The following is an 18,728-nucleotide window of genomic DNA, read 5'->3' as shown; positions in this document are numbered from 1 at the left end:
TGAGGCAGTATGAAATATGTAATAACGCTATTGGTCGTTTTAACGAGTACCGCGGGCGTATTTGCCGGTGGTTATGATGATAGCGTTAACTGGCCACTTTGTGGTCGTATCAGTGAATCGCCACCGGTAAATTGGCAGGTGACAGCCGGTTGCCCCGTCGATCGCCAAGGCAGTGCCGCGTACAGTGATTATCCGTTGTCCTCAACCTTTGGCCCTAGGCAAAAGGCCTCTGCCGGTTATCACTATGATTACCATCGCGGCATTGATATTCCTACCGCAATAAATACGCCGGTCTTTGCCGTTAGCGCTGGTAGGGTGGTCATTGCCGGAGAACACAGCGCGTATTCCGATCCCTTGGTGCAAATCGAACACCGGCGTCCAGGTGCCAGTAGTTGCCGCGCTGGCGGTGGTTGTTACTATAGTAATTACATGCACTTAGCTTCTTGGGTTGTCGCCAGCGGTGCCCAGGTGAATAAGGGCGATTTAATTGCTTATACCGGTGTTAGTGCCTCTGGTTTTTCGCATCTGCATTTTGAGGTTCGCGACGCTAATCCAGCAGATTTGTACTCGCGTTGGCAGCGCGATGCGGTACATCCCTTGCGAGTCCTGCCCTATAGTCGTAATCAGTCCAATCCAATGACGGTTGCCTTCAGCGAAGTGCAATCTCTAGGGGGCAATGCTATGCAAGTGAGTCTACGGATTGAGCAAGCGGCCGCGGCGGAACGTCTGGATTTGGCGAAAGTAAGCGTGCGCGCCTACCGTTGGCTTGCCAGTGCGGGAGAGTATCAGGAGGTAACTCAACCTGGTAATAGTCCTGATGATAGTGGCTTTTACGCCCACCCGACGTTTCTAGACTTCGAACAGAATAATTTTGATTTCTCTCACAAAGACTCGGCAAGTTATCCGTGGGCGTCGTTTGCTAACTGTCCCTATGCCGAGGATCATCCTGCCGCGTACACGGCAAATATTCATTTAGATGCTCAGGACCCTGCAGACACGAGTGTTGGGCATTTTAATGGCCAATATATCGCCCCAGATCAATTCAATGCCTACAGTAGCGTTTATGGCCTGACGCTGAGCTTTGCCTCGGTATTGGGTGATGATCAAGGGCCCTCGTTGACATGTTTAGTGGCTGAGGCGAGCGATGTGTCAGGGCAGCAAGTGTTTGCCGAATGGGGAGACTGTGGGCGCGAGACCGGTTTCGAAGCCGCTGCGCTGGCCGAAGCACCCAGCGCAGCTGTTCGCAATAAAGGTAAAAAAGTGCGCTAACGCTAATTTTTCAGCTCTTTTTAAAAGGCGTTATCACCACCGAGATAGCGCCTTTTTTGTCTGTGCACGGCACTAGGCCATTAAGGCATGCCGGTCTATGCTGTACTATGTCTGAGCGCAATAGCTGCCGCTTTATTGACACGGCATGCAGTACTTCAATAATGGTATGGGGATTCCAAACATGAATTATTCACGGCTAATCTGTGGTGCGGGTAAGCCCCTGCTTAGTCTTGCCCTAATCCATGGCTTGCTCGCCTGCGGTGCCGGTGGGCCTGGCGGCGTTAATCTGAACACGCAGTATTCGAGCGATGAGCGAGATTATCGCACTAACTATGTAAGTACGCCGATTAGCGTCAGTGGGCGGGTCGTTAATCTCGCGGGTGAACCTGTCGCAATGGCGCAGCTAAGCTTTATTGATGGCGCCGGAGTGACGAGTGTAAGTGATGGTGATGGCCGCTTTAGTTTAACGAATTTGGATCGTCGTAATCGTTTGTTGCGAATTGATGCAGCTCGCTACCGCAGTGAATTTACCGTGGTTAATTTACTTGCCCCGCTCGCCGAGTCGTCCCGTGAGATAGGCGACGTGATATTAACTGACGATCGCGATCAGCAGCTGCGCTTCGTGTTTGGCGGCGATGTTGCGTTTGGTCGTCGTTATCTAGATCCTTTAGAAATTACGCCGCGCAATGAAGTGCCAAAGGATCAGCCTGGCGCGCTTATTCTCAGTAGCAGTCCTCAGTCGGGCACACAGTCTGTTTTGCAGTGGATACGCCCGTATTATGTAGACGCTGATTGGGGGGTGATTAACTTTGAAACGCCGTGCACTCACCGCCCCGACACGCCACATCCCACCAAGGAATTTGTTTTTTTTACCTTGCCCGAAAGTTTGCCAGCCTTGACGTGGGCGGGAATTGATTATGTGTCGCTGGGTAATAACCACCTGTTTGATTATCAGGAACAGGGTGCTTTAGATACGCTCGTAAATCTTGATGCCATTGGTATAGCGCACAGCGGCGCCGGGGCGAATTCCGCTGAGGCCATGGCTGTGAGTCGTCATCTGCTGAAGGGCAATAATTATTCATTTTTTTCTGGCACGTCAATTACCGGAAATGAACACCCCGTTAGCTATGTGGCGACTGAGGTAAAAGGTGGGGCGGCAGATTTGAGTCGTCAAGACGATATTGCGACCGTTTTGAATGCGGAACGGGATGCTGGCGTTGTGAATTTCGCCCAGTTGCATGGTGGTGTCGAATACGCATTTACGCCGAGTACATTTATGCTCTCGTCAATGAATCATGTGCTGGCCAATGGCGCGCAAATGGTCATTGCGCACCACCCCCATGTCGCCCAAGGCGTGGGTTTGATTCAGAATAAAATTGCAGTGCTGGGCCTGGGTAACCTGGCCTTCGATCAAGACCGCCAGGAAACGCTGCTGGGTTTAATTGCTCGGGTTGATATGGTGGGCGGAGACACTCAGCAGTTGCGAATGTTACCGGTGTATCTCGAGGATTATCGGCCGCGTTTAATTAGCGGAAATTTAGCCAATAAATTTCTGCGTAGAATTGGCGAGCTGTCAACAATGGGTTTGCTGGTATACCCCTATCAAGGCCAAGGCTGGGTGGCGCTAAACCCGGCAGATGCCGTAGCGTTGGACAGTACTGTACAGATTACAATTACAATTCCCGAGAGCGGAAGTGCGGTCGTTGACTTGCGGGACTTGGCGTCGAGTGCTAACTCACTGCTTATGGTCACTGCTGGCACTGGTGTTAGCATGCAGCTTGGGCGAGACCAAATGTTATACGGTGATTTTGAGGATTGGGACGGCGACGAAGATGTGCAGGAGGCGGCGCGCTGGAATCTGGAATCTGAATCGCGCTACGTTTGTCAGTCCCATGCCTACCGTGGCAATGCGGCGCTGTGCTTAACCCGTGGGGTAGAACACAGCGGCGCGACAATAGCGGCGTATCGCAATCGAATTCGGGTGGTGGGCGACGAGTTAGATGCCCCCAACAAAGACTTGAGCTTATACGGCTATGTTAAGGCCGTTAATGCGGGGGCGATTAGTGTCGACGCTGAATACTACGCAAGTTTTGGCGAGCTCACCTTTGGTGGCGAACAGCTGTATTCCCATTCAGGTGGCAGCTTCGACTGGCAGGCCTTCAACGTTAAATTAAATATGCCAGCGGACATTGCGAAAGCGGGCGCAGAAAAGCAGGGTGAGTTTAATGCCCGAGCGGTACGCGTATTTCTTAAGCAAGCACCGCCGAGTCGTGGCGAAGGCTTGGTCGTGTTTGACGATGTTGCGGTCATTAATTGGGAGGCGAAGCCCGCGCTTGGTAGTGTAATTGCCACGCCAAACCCATTCGAGTTTATTCGACTTACCGGCAGTCCGGGGCAGGTGACGCTAAATCTGAGTTTTCGGCGTCATCAACCGGCTGGCTTATAGTACAGCAGCGTCCATAGCGGCTATGTATGATTGTTCGCTGCAAAACCGGGAGCTTGTTAGCATGGGCTTTCGGGTTTTAAATTAAATTCAGGCGTGTTTGATATTGACGTCAAAGATCCCAAACCATACAAGGTCTAGGTTGTTGATTGATTCATCAGCGCTTAGAAATTCTTCGATTCTACGAGACAGGACTCAGTCATGACATTTATCTATTCCGCCAAGCGGACCGCTCTGGGCGGCTTAAACGGTCAGTTTGTGAAGGCCAGCGCACCGGAGTTAGGGGCAACTGCAATTAAAGCCGCGTGTGAGGGATTTGATGTTGCCGAGCGCATTGATGAAGTGCTGATGGGGAATGTGATATCTGCCGGTATTGGTCAGGCGCCTGCGCGGCAAGCAGCGCTAAAAGCGGGTTTGAGCGAGGCGACGCCCTGTGTAACGGTCAGTAAAGTCTGCGGTTCAGGCATGCAGTCGATTATGAGCGGCATGGATCAAATTAAAGCGGGTAGTAGCAAACTGGTGATTGCCGGGGGTATGGAGAACATGAGCTTGGCGCCGTATCTTATGGATCGCGCCCGCCAAGGTTATCGCTTAGGTCATGGTCAGCTGCGTGATGCTATGTTTGTCGACGGCCTTGAGGATGCCTATTCGGGTAAGTTAATGGGTTTGGTGGCCGAGCAAGCCGCAGCAGAGCATCATTTTACCCGCGACGAACTCGATGACTATGCGCTAATGTCACTAGAGCGCGCGCTGGCGGCCCAAAAGTCAGGCGCTTTCATAAATGAGATTGCCGCTCACGATGGCCACAGTGATGATGAGCAGCCGGGCAATGCGCGCCCCGAAAAAATTCGTCAGTTGCGCCCCGCGTTCTCTAAAGAGGGAGTCATAACGGCTGCCAATGCCAGTTCTATTTCTGACGGTGCGGCGGCCTTATTAATTGGTAGCGGCCTGGATGCTGAGCCCTTGGCCAAAATTCTGGCTTATTCTCGTCATGCTGGCGCGCCAGAGCAATTCCCTATTGCGCCGGTGTACGCGGTTGAAAAATTGATGAAAGGCCTTGGCTGGGGTGCGGGCGATGTCGACTTGTTTGAAATAAACGAAGCCTTTGCCATGGTTGCTTTGCTACCCCATAAGCTTCTAGGTATTCCGTTAGAAAAGATCAATGTGAATGGAGGAGCGTGTTCGTTGGGGCATCCGCTGGGCTGCTCTGGCGCGCGCATTGTGGTGACCTTGATTCACGCCTTACGTAATCGTGGTTTGAAACGTGGCATCGCCAGTCTTTGTATTGGCGGCGGCGAAGCCACCGCTGTGGCAATTGAACTAGTTTAAGTCCGTTTGAGTCGCTCCGTTCGGGGCGGCTCGCTTTACTCCTCTGCCCCTCGTATTTGTATTCGCATTTACACTGCCTGCGAAAGCCTGTCTCGGGCTACTAAGCCTTCGTAAAAAATATGTGCCGCGCCTAAGCTTACAGGGTAGTTTATCGTCCATTCATCCGCGCCACTCCAAAGTGAACACATTGCAGTGGCGCGCGTCAGTCGGTTTAGGCAAAGCCAGAGCGGGGAGTTTGGGGCTAGGGCAGACCTTGGTATTAGGTTACTTAATGTATATTATGTGTCTTTGGGTGCCTTATTCTTTGGCCTGTGCGTTGGGTGCCTAGGGCGGGCCTGATGGGTTTTTAATAATAGATTTTGCGATTGCTCCCCATGCCTCACTCAATGGCGCTGACGTGAATGGTGAAGGCTAAACCAGCTTTAAACGCGGCTATTTGAATAATAATTATTTGTCGCAGTCTTAAGTAAATAGATGGATGTATAAATGATAAATCGCAGTATTTATATTGCTACAGTGAGCCTGTTGATTTCCGCTTGTGGCGGAGGTAATTCCTATTCGAATACCCAAAAGCCCATTGATCCTATAGTGGATGACAGTGCTTTCCGCGCGGAAATTCGTCGCGGTGAGTACGGTATGGTGCATATTAAAGCCAATGACTATGCCGGTATCGGCTATGGCTATAGCTACGCCTTTGCCGAAGATAATATTTGCACTATTGCCGATGTCTATGTGACGGTGTCTGGCGAAAGGTCAAAATATTTTGGGCCTGATGCCAGCTGGACCATGACCGGTAATGGCACCACCAATAATAATTTAAATTCAGATTTTTTCTTTAAATTAATTAACGCCGAACAGCGCGTGGAAAATCTGATGGCACAGGCGCCGCCACTGGGGCCTTTGCCTGAGGCCCAAGCGCTGGTGAAGGGTTACGTGGCGGGTTATAACCGCTACCTGCGCGATGTTGGTGTTGAAAATCTACCTGATCCCACGTGCCGTGGTGCGAGCTGGGTGAGGCCGATCACCGAATTGGATGTGTACCGTCGTTTTTACCAGCTGGCCTTGCTCGGTAGCTCGGCCGTGGCAATCAATGGCATTGGTAGCGCGCAACCGCCGGGACCAAACTCGCTGAGCGCGAATACGTCGAGCCCCGAGCAGATCGCACAGCAGCTTGGTGAGGCTTGGCAGGGTATTCAAATTGGCAGTAATGCGATTGCGCTGGGCTCCGACGCAACGGCAAACGGCAAGGGCATGCTATTGGGGAATCCGCATTTCCCTTGGGATGGCGCCGAGCGTTTCCATCAAGCGCATATGACTATTCCTGGTACATTAGATACGACGGGTTCAGCTTTGTTTGGCGTGCCCATGATCTTAATTGGGCATACCCAGAACTTGGCGTGGAGTCATACCGTGTCGTCGGCGTGGCGATTTACGCCCTATCAATTAACGTTGGTGCCGGGCGACCCGACCTCCTATTTAGTCGACGGTCAGCCGGAAGCGATGCTTGCCCAAGAATTAAGTGTTGAGCTAGCTGATGGCACTGCGGTATCTCGCACCCTTTACTCAACGCGCTGGGGGCCGGTGTTGACCGAGATACTGGGTTTACCGGTATTTCCTTGGACCCCTGCAGCGGCGTTCGCTCTGGCCGACGCCAATGCGCTTAATTTCCGCTATTTAAATCATTTTGTGGAAACCAATCGCGCGCAGAGTGTCCGTGAGTTATTGGCAATAATGCAGCGCAATCAAGGTATCCCTTGGGTAAACACCATTGCTGCCGACAGCAATGGCGAGGCCTTGTATGCGGATATTTCGGTGACGCCAAATGTCTCGGATCAAAAGGCCCTAGAGTGCGCGTCACCTCTTGGCGTGGCCACTGCAAATACCTTGGGTTTACCGGTGTTAGACGGTTCGCGGGCTGCTTGTGCCTGGGATAATGACGCCGATGCGGTGCAAACCGGTATTATTGGCCCTGACAATATGCCCTGGTTGATTCGTCGCGATTACCTCACTAACTCGAACGACAGTTATTGGCTGTCGAGCCCTGAACAGCCTCTGGAAGGCTTTTTTCGTATTATTGGCGACGAAGGTACTGAGCGACGGATGCGCACCCGCCTCGGACTGCTTATGACCAAGCAGCGGATCGATGGTAGCGATGGTCTACCCGGTACTAAATTTACCCGCCAACAAATGCAGGATCTTATTTTTAATAATCGTCATATGGCAGCCGAGCTGTGGTTGGATGACTTGCTGCAATTGTGCGCGGTAACACCCGGTATGATCGGTGCCGGTGGTCCGGTGCAAACCGCTGAGGCCTGCGCGGTATTAGCCAGCTGGACTCGCCGCGATGACCTTGATGCCCCAGGTGCGGTGCTATTTAGGCGCTTTGTCGCGAATTTGTTTATTAGTGATGTACCTACGGGGACGGCGGCAAGTGGCTTTGGTTTTGCCGATGTGTGGACAACGCCTTTTGACGTTAACGATCCAGTGAATACACCTAGCGGGCTGAATATTGCTAATCCCCACGTGCAATACGCGCTGGCATCGGCTATTAGCGACTTACAAGGGAACGGTATTCCATTGGATGCCAGCTTGCGCACCCATGCTACCGAGTCGCGCGGAGAGGCCAAAATTCCTATGCACGGCGGTCCCGGTGGCTACGGCTTATTTAATGCGATGAGCAATACCTGGAGCAATTCAGACGCTGGCTATAACGACGTCGTTCATGGCGCTAGCTTTGTGCAGGTGGTGTCTTTTGATGGCGACGAGTGCCCTGATACGCAAACGATTTTGACTTACTCGCAATCGACCAATAGTGAGTCACCTTATTTTGCCGACCAAACCGAGATGTATTCGCGCAAAGAGTGGGTTGCGGGTCGTTTTTGTGAGGCGGCGGTGGCGGCCGACCGTCGTTTGTCGAGTATGGAAATAAGCGAATAGACCGCTAAAACGGCACGGCAGCGTAAGCGCTGCGGTGCCTTTAGCAGGCAAGACCTCATACAATAATAACGGGGCATTAATGAAGAAGCGCATAATTATTTTTATCATCGTGGCGGTGGGTATCGCCGCTGCCCTGAGTCGTGCACCAGTGCAAACGTGGCTTGTGCAGCATGGCGAGGCGTGGGTGTTGCGCAATGCCGAACACTTGCCGCTGGCCCGTGCCGGTGAATACCTTTTTGACAAGCACTGTGCCAGCTGTCACGACAATCCAACAATGCATGCGCCGACACGTGAGGCGCTATCTAGACTCGCCAAAGAAGATCTGATGATTGCCATGGAATTTGGCAAAATGCAGCCAATGGCGGCTCATCTTAGTAAACAGAAGCGGGGCTTGATTGCACATTACTTAGCGGGCAGTGCGACCAATCAATACGATTGGATTGCCGATGCGATGTGTGAGCAATCGCAAAATACCAGCGCCAGTCCAATATTGGCGAGCTGGGGCTTAGGTCCTGAAAATCGTCGCTTTATCTCCTCCAAGCAAACACGTATCGACGCAAATAACGTTGGTGATCTTAGCTTGGCCTGGAGCTTTGCCTTCCCACGAGTCAGCGACATGCGTTCGCAACCCGCGGTAATTGGTGATCGCCTGTTTGTTGGCGATAAAGCGGGGAAGTTATTTGTCTTAAATCGCCATAGTGGCTGCGTCATTGCTCACACCAAAATGATTAGTGGTATTCGCTCAGCCATTACCGTCGCGACCCTGAGTGACTCTAGGCAATTGCTGGTTTTTGCAGACTCATTGGCAACGGTATATGCCCTTGATCCCAATACCTTGGATATTGTTTGGCAGCGCTCAGCGCGGCTGAACAACTACTCGGTAATTTCGGGGTCGATTAGCTACCACGATGATCGCCTTTATGTACCGATTTCATTATTCGAGGTGGCGGCGGCGGGCAGCCCCAGTCATATTTGTTGCACTTCTCATGGCGGGGTAATGGCGCTTGCCGCCGACAGCGGCGACAAACTGTGGACGTGGCATGCCAGTCGTGATGCCAGTTTGCAGGGTAAAAATAAAGCGGGCCAAGATCGCTATGGGCCTTCTGGTGCAGCTGTGTGGTCAACGCCCACCATCGATGTCCAGCGCAATCGATTGTATATCGGTACTGGCGAAAACTTGAGTGCACCGGCTACCGACACCAGCGACGCGGTGATTGCACTGGATTTAGATAGCGGCGACCTAGTGTGGAAATTTCAGGCTACTGCCGGTGATATTTGGAATGCGGCGTGTTTAAACGGTGGGGCGAATTGCCCAGACAATCCCGGGCAAGATTTTGATTTTGGCGCCTCAATTATTCTTGCGGATTTTGATGGCAGGCAGTTGCTATTAGCGGGTCAAAAATCCGGCGAAGTGTTTGCCCTTAATCCCGATGGCGATGATAAGCAGCGCGTAGTTTGGCGCAAGCGGCTTAGCCAAGGTACAAGCAATGGCGGTATTCATTGGGGCATGGCACTGGCGGGCGACTCGCTGTATGTGCCGATAGCCGACCCCGAGCGAGAGCTGGCGGGGTATACCCCAAAGCCGGGGCTGTATGCCTTAAATGTAAGCGATGGCGATGTGCTTTGGGGGCATCCCGTTAAGCGAAATTGCGATTTTGACTACAGTAAACGGCCCTTGGTTGGCTTAGAAAATAACCGCTCGGCAAGCAAGGTGGATCCAGCTGAGCTCTATCGATGCAGCTTTTACTACGGTTTGTCGTCGGCCATAACGGTGAGTGATGAGCTCGTCTTTAGTGGCGGGCTCGATGGCACTATGCGGGTGTTTGACCGCGCCAGTGGCAGCGTTCTGTGGACAGATAATACGGCGGTACCGGTCAATGCAAGCAACGGATTAGCGGGCCATGGCGGCGCTATTGATGTTGCTGGGCAGATTGTGGTTGGCGAGTGGCTGTATGTGCTTTCGGGTTACAGCATGTTTGGGCAGCTGCCCGGCAATGTTTTGCTGGCCTACAAAATTCAAAAATAGGCATAAAAAATAATAAATATTGCGGTCGTGGTGACCGCGCCAAGGAGCGTAAAATGACAATAAAATTCACCGTGAGTGATTTGGCTCTTAAACCGATTATCCTCGCCATTGGCTTGGCTAATGCGGCAATTGCCGCACCAGTACTCGAAGAGGTGGTGGTTACGGCCCAAAAGCGCACAGAAAGTCTTCAGGATGTGCCAGTCGCTGTTTCAGCACTCTCAGCTGATGATTTGCAAGAGTCTGGATTTCGCGATATTAGCGATGTCTCTGCGCTGGTCCCCTCGCTGTATATCTTAACCACTGAGCAGCCAATGAGTACCGCAGTGCGCATACGCGGTATCGGTAATGCCGCCAATGTTCCCACCTTTGAGCCTGCCGTAGCACTGTATATTGATGGTGCATTTCGCTCGCGGTCGGGGGTGGGCCTAGGGGATATTGTTGACGTGCAAGCGATCGAGGTATTAAAGGGACCGCAGAGTACCTTGTACGGTAAAAATGCCTCGGCGGGTTTGATTGCGGTGTCATCAGCGCCGCCAAGCCGCGAGCTGGAAACCATGGCGGAATTCACTTATGCCAGCGACAACTTACATCAGCTTAAGGGCTATGTTAGCGGACCCCTCACCGAAAAAATGGCAGGCCGTTTAAGTGCCAGTACCACTCGGCGCGGTAATCTGACCGAAAACCTCAGTGGCCCAGACAGCGGTAATCTCAATGACATCGCGCTGCGTGGCCAATTGCAGTATGACTTTTCTGATCGCTGGAGCGCGCGTTTAATTGCGGGTTGGTTAGAGCGCGACATGAATGCCATGGCGGCGGATGTGTACTACAGCGCCAAAACCCGCGAGATGATCAGTGAGGCTGGTTATGATATTAGTAATAATGATCCCCTCGATCACGTGGTTGAACACAATTTAAAACCGCTTATTGTGCAGGATTCCAGCGATATTATTTTGAATGTGCAATACGGCGGTGACGGTTACAGCTTTACCTCGATCTCCAGTTTTGATACCTACGATTCTGAAAAGTACATGTATAACGTCGAGCTTATGCCGATCAATATTGCCAGCAATTTTGATAAGCACGCGGGCGACTCCATTTCCCAAGAGTTTCGTATCGCGTCTGAAGGCAGCGATAGCCTGCGTTGGATGACCGGGGTGTATTACTATTACAACGATTTTCAGCGCGGTGATTGGGCTCAACCGTTCCTGCGTATGGAAGACCAAGTAGAGGAATACGGCACGATTGTGGCGAAGTACTTTGTCGCCGCGCCCTTGCCGGTGCCGCTACCGGTGCCGGTTGGATCGCCTGCGCAAGTACCGATACTTGGCGTAGAAGGGGATGAGGCGTTTTACCGAGCAGACCAACAGACCACCAGCTACGGTGTGTTTGCCCAAATGGATTTTGACCTCAGCGAAAAATGGAATCTTAGTGTGGGGCTGCGGTATTCCGACGAAGCAAAAGACGGTTATATTGCAACCTATAACACGGCGGCTAATGGTTGCTCGGCACCGTTTGATACCAACCCGGTGTGCTCAGTAGCGCCAAATGTGGACCCTTACGATTCATCAAAAAGTTGGGCAGCAACGACCGGTAAGGCCAGCCTCAGTTATTTTGCTAGCCCTGACGTCATGCTCTACCTTACTTACTCTACTGGCTTTAAAGCGGGTGGCTTTAACTTAGAATCCGGCACGGTACCGCCAGAGTTGCGTGACTTTGATTCTGAAGAAGTACAGAACTTTGAGTTTGGCTGGAAAGCAGAATTTTGGGACCAGCGCGCTCGCCTCAACGGCGCCCTATTCCACACTATCTATGATAGCCAACAAAATGCTTCTTTTCTGGGTTTAAGTTTTGTGGTGAACAGCGCCGATCAGGTGATTATGGATGGCGCTGAAGTAGAGGGCTTATTGCTACTGTCTGACAGTTTGACCTTAAGTTTAAGCGCCACTGCCTTAGACGTTGTCTATAAGAGCTACGACGGCGGTCAGTGCTATTACGGTCGTGAGCCCGACAATGAATACGCGCAGTGTGATCTCAGTGGCGAGAAGCTGCCGTTTACCCCGAGCCTCGCTGGTAACGCAGCTCTGCGTTATACCCAGCCGCTGTTTAGCGGTGATCTCTACAGCCGTTTGGCCTATCGTTATCAGGGCTCAACCCACTATATTCCCGATCTTGATCCTCGCCATGAAGAGCCCGCTTACGGTGTGTTTGACGCTCGGCTGGGATGGCGCAGTGCCAATGTTGACGTGGCGCTGTGGGTTAAAAATTTGACGGACGAACAGTATGCCTCGGCCATTGGACCGGCGACGTTTCATGCGGTGCTTGATGCCAGCGTTGGTTCTCCAGAGGGCTCTTATCAAACCTTTTTGGGCGACCCTCGCAGCGTCGGTATGACTCTGCGTTTAAATTATTAGACGCACTTTTTGATTTGCGCCGGCTTATGCGGCGCTGCGTACAAAAACAATAATAGGATAGTGTAATGCGAGCAGTAATGAATAAAATTTTGGGGGTAGGGCTGTGCATGGTGCTGGCGGGACACGCGCTGGCGAAGGACCTGATAGTGACTGATGACTCTGGCGAAGGATTGGCTACGGTAATGGTTACCCGGGTATTGGCGCAAAAGCCGAAGCTGATCTTGGCTGATGAGGGCTACGCTGCGGACGGTGTCAGTAATCAGTCTGCACTCGAAAATACCCGCTTTAGCGATGCCAATGGCATGCTAAATTTTCCTGATACTGGCATTTCCTATGATTATCGCTTTCGCAAGCCTGGCTTTAAAGATGTTAGCTTGCCCGCGGCAGTGGTCGCTGCACAGTTGTCTTTGGGTGAAGACCTGACGGTGCAGATGGAGCGTGAGCAGGATCGCCGAGTGCTGGCGGAGCAAAAGCCGTCGAATGTGTGGTTGTCTCAGCTTGATATCGGTGGTGGCGAGGCCTTACGACAACATTTCGCCTTAAATTGTGCGTTTTGCCACCAACAGGCCTCGCCGTTTATGCGGGTTGAACGCAGCGCTGAAGAGTGGCTGACCGTTATTGATCGCATGGGTGGTTATGGTGCTCGCATTGCTGGTGACTTACGCCAGCCATTGGCGGAGGGGTTGGCAGCGGGTTACCACAGTTTAAACGCGAGCTATGAATCTGTACCCGAGCCCCGGCCCTGGGATTCAGCCTTGGCTGGAGCGAGTTATACCGAGTGGCCGATTGGTGACGGTTTCTCGCAAATGCATGACTTTATTCTGCATCCCAATGGCATGGTGTACGTAGGCGATAATCTTCAAGACCGCATTTATGAAGTGAATCCCAAAACGGGTGTATACACGGTTTACACGGTGCCCCATGAACCCGACGACAAGCTTGGCGGATTCTTAGGAAATCGCTTCAACGCCTACGGCAAAATTAATAATTACATGGGGGTGCACTCATTTGCCGTGTCGCCTAAAGATGGCCATATTTTTATCACGCCGTCGATGCAGCGGGCCTTGTTGGAATTTGACCCCCAGACCAAAACCTTTACCCGTCACGAAATGACTCGGGGCTTTTATCCCCATACTATTCGTACTGACGAGCAAGACCGAGTGTGGTTTACCCTCGCGCTGTCGTCTCAAGTTGCGATGTGGGATCGTCAAAAAAAGGTGTTTAGCTATTTCGATATCCCCGCTCGTAATATTAAAGAGTGGCTGACCATTAAGCTCCTACCGCTGATATTTTGGCTTGACCCAGAGACGCGCCCTATGCCTTCGGTCGATCGTGAGTCTAGCGGGCTGCCTATGCCGTATGGTATTGACGTCGCGCCAGACGGACGGGTCTGGTTTGCGCGGCTGTATGCTAATGATTTCGGTTATATCGATCCTGAAACGGGCGAAGTAACGGTAATCGATATTGAAGTGATCGGGCCGCGCCGCCTGCGGGTAGATGCCGAGAACCGCGTGTGGATGGTGGCGTTTCAGGCTGGCTTGTTGGTCATGTACGACCCGCAAACTAAAATCCTAAAGGAATATGATTTACCTGTTGTTAGCGAATTCCCCTATGCATTAAATGTGGATAGGGCGCGCAGCGTAGTGTGGGTTAACGGTAATCAGTCAGACACAGTTATGCGCTTTGATATCGCGACTGAGACTTGGCAGGTTTACCCCATGCCGCGTCGTCGCACATTTACACGAGATATTGAAATCGCTGAAGACGGCTCGGTATATACCTCGAACTCGCATTTTCCAAGCTGGCAAATAGAAGACGCTCAGCCTACCTTGATTCACATTACGCCTTACCCGCAATGAAAATACAGCGGGCGACACTGCTGCTGCTGGGCGCTTGCTTAGCGACTTTGCCAGTAGCGGCGCAGGACTGGCCTTATTATCGGGGCGATCAAGGGGGCTCAGGTTTCTCGCCGCATCAGCAAATTAGTAGCGACAATGTTGGGGGCTTGGCAGTGGCCTGGCAGTATCGTAGCGGCGAGGCGGAGACATTTGCGGAGCAGTTACCGCACAGCGCCTTAGAAGCCACGCCGATATTATTGCCAGAGGCCGCGGGTGGGCATTTAGTGTTCTGCACCGCGTTCAATCAGGTAATCGCCCTTAATCCAGAGACCGGCGTTGAGCGCTGGCGATTTGACCCTAAAATTTCGCTGGCCGGTGATCGCCCGTTTAAGTGTCGTGGCGTGAGTTGGTGGGCCGATTCTGCTAATGATGGTGAACAGTGCGGTCAGCGTATATTCACCGCAACCCATGATCGCCGTTTGATTGCCCTTGATGCTCGCAATGGCAAATTGTGTGCAGGCTTTGGCAATAAGGGCACGGTAAAACTGTATACCGATGAAGAGGGTTTTGTTCCCGGTGATATCGGCAGCGTGTCGCCACCGGTGGTGATAAATAACACCATCATTGTGGGGTCGGCGGTGGTGGATTTTGTTCGCGCCCACACCCCGCGCGGCACGGTAAAGGCTTTTGACGCTCGGAGCGGAGCGCTGCGCTGGCAATTTGAACCCATCCCTTTAGACGCAACCGCGCCTAACGCCGGACAGTGGCCTGTCGATGCCGTTGCCGCTTCTGGTGGCGCTAACGCTTGGGCGCCATTGTCGGTGGATGAAGCGCGGGATCTGGTTTTTATTCCTACCGGCGCGCCATCGCCAGACTATTACGGCGCGCTTCGCCCTGGCGATAATCGCTATGCAAACTCGCTGGTAGTATTGCGCGGTAGCACCGGCAAAATGGTGTGGAATTTTCAGTTTGTGCATCACGATGTTTGGGATTACGACACCCCAGCACAGCCGATGTTGATCGATTTACACCGCAGTGGCAAATCGATTCCTGCGGTTGTGCAGCTGACTAAGCAGGGTTTTGTTTTTGTGTTTCATCGGGAGACCGGTGAGCCATTATTCCCCATTCTTGAAAAGCCTGTGCCTCAGTTGGCGGTGACGGGAGAGCACTTGTCACCTACTCAGCCAGCGTCCACTGAGCTGCCCTTATTATTGAATCACGAGTTAAATGCCGAAAGCGCCTGGGGATTGACGCCCTGGGATCGCGGCGTCTGTGCCAAGAAAATTGCAGGTTTGAATAATCAGGGCCTATTTACCGCATTGACCGAGAGCCCCACGCTAATGCTGCCAGGTAGCCTTGGTGGTGCGAATTGGGGAGGCGGGGTATTTTGGCCGGAACGTCAGCAACTGGTGGTTAATGTAAATACCGCGCCGTTTGTTGGATATTTAAAACCCACTAGCAGCGCTGAAACGGGAGAGCATTTACCGCCAGCGGGTAAAACCATGCGTATTACCATGGCAGGCACGCCGTATACCGTGGTGGTTGAGAGCCTGTTGTCGCCATTGGGAATTCCCTGTAGTGAACCGCCGTGGGGGAAATTAATGGCGATCGATTTAGCCAAGGGCGAAGTGCTGTGGCAAAAGCCGTTGGGGTCAGTGCATGAGATGGCGCCCCTGCCGCTGCCCTTCGACATTAATTGGGGCACACCGAATTTGGGGGGCGCGCTAATGACGGCGGGCAATCTGGTGTTTATCGGTGCAACGATGGATCGGCGCTTCCGAGCGTTTTCAGCTGATAGCGGTGAAATGCTATGGCAGCACACCTTGCCCGTCGATGCGACTGCATCGCCAATGACCTACCAGCGGGGCGGTCGACAATATGTGGTGATTGCGGCTGGGGGGCATCATATGTACCAGCGGTCGATGGGTGATTATATTATTGCGTTTGCTTTGCCGACTAAGTCTAAATAGGGGGAGCCGTAGTGCGGCGCTGGTCGGCCTAGTGCTTTCGGTGTAATGTCGCAGAAACAGCTAACATAGAGCGTCACAATGAACGTAGATAAAGCCAAAAAACGTATCGCCAAGCAGGTTAAAAAAGGCTTTCACGGTTACCCACTTATATCGTTAGCGTATTTTGGCAAAAGCCCTGACTCTGCCAGTGAAGTCGTTATCTCGTTTATTTTGGAAGAGGGGGCTGCTGCACAGGAGCAAAAATTCAGCTGCGAACAAGATGCTCGTGAAGACGAAACTATTCAGTCTATTTTAGTCAAAATCATTGAGCGGGCGGATGTTGCTACGGTGCTTGAAACAGAGGGCGTTTCGCTTGGGGGTTGATCGCTGCGGGGCTCTTTGTCAGTGGCGGTGGTTCCGTGCCGATTGCGGTATTCGCAGTTACTTGAAAAAATAGTCTCAAAATTACGCACACCTTGAAAATCGGTGCTATATCTCGAGTCTTAGTGTGTGGGTTTTAAAGGGTAAATAATGGTGCCCAGGAGAGGAATTGGACGCATTATGTGTTAACTTGTTGATTGGTATAAATAATATAATAATTACAATGGGTTATGGTTGTGGTGTGCAACAAAGTGTCACACAATATGTCACACATTGTCTTGTTTGGCATTACTCTCAATGAAACAAAGTCCGCATATTTATAGTAGGTCTGGAAGCTCGATTTATTGGGTTAAAAAGCGTGTGCCTAAAGGATTGAGTGGCAGTAGGCATCCTGCTCTTCTTACCAAGAAAGGTACTGTGAAGGAATTTCTAAGTCGTAGTACGGGAACGGCGGATCGAAGGGCTGCTAATAAAGTTGCTAATGGAATAGTGGCGGAATGGGATGCTTTGTTTGATGAATTAACATTAGCTTTGAAGGCTCCAATAATACCTAAGTACGATTTCCCTTTCGATTTATCGGCAATCCCAGAAGAGCATAGGGAGTATATAGCGCTACAGATTGGTGCTGCCCGCGAATATTATTTGAGTGCAAAAAATCATCCCAATAAGCAGTATGAGAAGATCGATGCGGTATGGAATGGTGCTGGCGATATAGTGCGGGATGGGATTGTTGATAAAGATGATCCGCTTTTTGATGAGTATATCAATGTGTTGGCTGAGATGGATTTAGCATCGGATTTTGAGGGGGTGTTCGATATTGTACAGTCTGACGTTATTGGTTTTGGCGGCCCTAGTGCCCATGTGCTTGCAAGGAAGGTTGATACATACCTGCGAAGCGAAGCGGGAGGGCTAACGTTAGAGCAGGTGGTTAAGAGATATATGGCGAAGCGTGAGGCTGATAACTCGAGGCCGTCACACTTGGTGGGGCAGCGAGCAACAATAAAATTATTTGCTTCCTTATTGCCGCAAGGGCTTAAAACACCCATAGCAGAAATATCAGGAGCGAATGCTGTGGATTTTGCCGCACTTGTCGCCAGTAAGTGGCAGGTTCATAAGACTCGGCAAAATAAGCTGTCAGAAATTAGCTCGGTGTTTAATTATGCTAGGAAGGCGCTTAAAGAGATTTCGGCAAACCCTTTCGATGGTTATGACGACATGCTTCCAAGGCAAAAGACGAGGGTTAAATCTAATAGCAGGAATAGAGGGTTTACTGGTCAGCAGTTGTGTGAAGTTTTAAATTGGCTTTCCGTTTGCTCGAAAAAAGGACATTCAGCCTCAGCACTTAATCTACTTCCCGCAGCTATGTTGGCGGCATATACGGGCATGAGGCTTGAAGAAATATCGAGAATTAAGCTAGGTGATCTGAAAAATGATGGTGAGTATGATTATTTAGATATAACGGAGTCAAAGTCTGAGGCGGGAGAGCGGCGGATTCCATTAAATCGAGGGAGTCGTTTGGTATTGGCTTGGTTGCGGGGAAATAAGGTGGATACCAAAAGTGCTTACTTAATTGAAGGCTTGTCTGAATACGATAATCGCCGGTCTAAAAAAATGAGTGACACTTTTAGTCGGTGGAAAGCAGATGGCTTGGAGTGGGCTGGGGTCAAGAACGAGTATACCTTTCATAGTTTTCGCAGTACCGCAGCGACTTGCCTTGATCGGGCGGACTTGCCTGTGGAGTACCAAAGTTTAATTATCGGGCATGTGGATGGACGAAATACTTTGTTGCAGAAAGTCTATTCTGAAGGAAAGAGAATGGATCAGTTGGTTGATGCTGCACAATACATAGATTATGGGGATGATGTTTTTAAGCTTTGTGCTGAGTTATTGTCTGAATTGGCTGAGGTGCGCAAGACGCCGTCGGTTCGCAGGGTTCTTCGTTGAGTGGCAGGAGCGCGTTAATGATATACGGTGATGTCAGCTAGTGCAGATTTAAGTATTGCCTGAGGTCGGTGGCATAGTAATGCGGGTTTCAAGGCTGAGTGTAGGCGGAGCCTGTAAATAATTCTGTGTAACTGCCAAGGTTAAATATAATCCGCTAAGCGGTCTTCAAATTCAATCATAAATCGATTGAGTGCTGGCTTC

Annotated in this window: 10 protein-coding genes; all 10 read left to right on the top strand. The window is 51.4% G+C overall.

Features of this window, described 5'->3' with window-relative positions; translation table 11 throughout:
- Positions 1 to 9 precede the first annotated feature (9 nt).
- The 10 genes from HNQ57_RS16855 to HNQ57_RS18200 all read left to right on the top strand — a co-directional run bounded on the left by HNQ57_RS16855 (position 10) and on the right by HNQ57_RS18200 (position 18,527).
- The gene (locus HNQ57_RS16855) at positions 10 to 1,269 is read left to right on the top strand and encodes a M23 family metallopeptidase (RefSeq protein ID WP_184464970.1); all 1,260 of its coding nucleotides are present in this window, start codon (positions 10 to 12) and stop codon (positions 1,267 to 1,269) included.
- Between the two features lie 181 nt (positions 1,270 to 1,450).
- The gene (locus HNQ57_RS16850) at positions 1,451 to 3,715 is read left to right on the top strand and encodes a CapA family protein (protein ID WP_184464968.1); all 2,265 of its coding nucleotides are present in this window, start codon (positions 1,451 to 1,453) and stop codon (positions 3,713 to 3,715) included.
- A gap of 198 nt (positions 3,716 to 3,913) precedes the next feature.
- The gene (locus tag HNQ57_RS16845) at positions 3,914 to 5,041 is read left to right on the top strand and encodes a thiolase family protein (RefSeq protein ID WP_184464966.1); all 1,128 of its coding nucleotides are present in this window, start codon (positions 3,914 to 3,916) and stop codon (positions 5,039 to 5,041) included.
- Positions 5,042 to 5,527: 486 nt separating this feature from the next.
- A complete protein-coding gene (locus HNQ57_RS16840; RefSeq protein ID WP_184464964.1) occupies positions 5,528 to 7,978 on the top strand; it encodes a penicillin acylase family protein in 2,451 nt (816 codons plus the stop codon).
- Between the two features lie 79 nt (positions 7,979 to 8,057).
- Positions 8,058 to 10,004 (top strand): outer membrane protein assembly factor BamB family protein, encoded by a 1,947-nt coding sequence (locus HNQ57_RS16835; protein WP_184464963.1) that lies wholly within the window; start codon positions 8,058 to 8,060, stop codon positions 10,002 to 10,004.
- 53 nt (positions 10,005 to 10,057) lie between these two features.
- Complete coding sequence (locus HNQ57_RS16830) at positions 10,058 to 12,415, top strand: TonB-dependent receptor (protein WP_184464961.1); 2,358 nt, start codon at positions 10,058 to 10,060, stop codon at positions 12,413 to 12,415.
- Between the two features lie 77 nt (positions 12,416 to 12,492).
- The gene (locus HNQ57_RS16825; protein ID WP_226968216.1) at positions 12,493 to 14,274 is read left to right on the top strand and encodes a Vgb family protein; all 1,782 of its coding nucleotides are present in this window, start codon (positions 12,493 to 12,495) and stop codon (positions 14,272 to 14,274) included.
- Positions 14,271 to 16,223, top strand: a complete 1,953-nt coding sequence (locus HNQ57_RS16820; RefSeq protein WP_184464958.1) for a pyrroloquinoline quinone-dependent dehydrogenase — start codon at positions 14,271 to 14,273, stop codon at positions 16,221 to 16,223. Before HNQ57_RS16825 ends, HNQ57_RS16820 begins: the two co-directional genes overlap by 4 nt.
- A gap of 78 nt (positions 16,224 to 16,301) precedes the next feature.
- Positions 16,302 to 16,586, top strand: a complete 285-nt coding sequence (locus HNQ57_RS16815; RefSeq protein WP_184464956.1) for a hypothetical protein — start codon at positions 16,302 to 16,304, stop codon at positions 16,584 to 16,586.
- Positions 16,587 to 17,000: 414 nt separating this feature from the next.
- Positions 17,001 to 18,527 (top strand): tyrosine-type recombinase/integrase, encoded by a 1,527-nt coding sequence (locus HNQ57_RS18200; RefSeq protein WP_184464954.1) that lies wholly within the window; start codon positions 17,001 to 17,003, stop codon positions 18,525 to 18,527.
- The last annotated feature ends 201 nt before the right edge of the window (positions 18,528 to 18,728 follow it).

Origin of the sequence: Zhongshania antarctica (assembly GCF_014202945.1) — a bacterium.
Lineage (GTDB): Bacteria > Pseudomonadota > Gammaproteobacteria > Pseudomonadales > Spongiibacteraceae > Spongiibacter > Spongiibacter antarcticus.
This window is presented reverse-complemented; position numbering and strand designations above follow the sequence as displayed.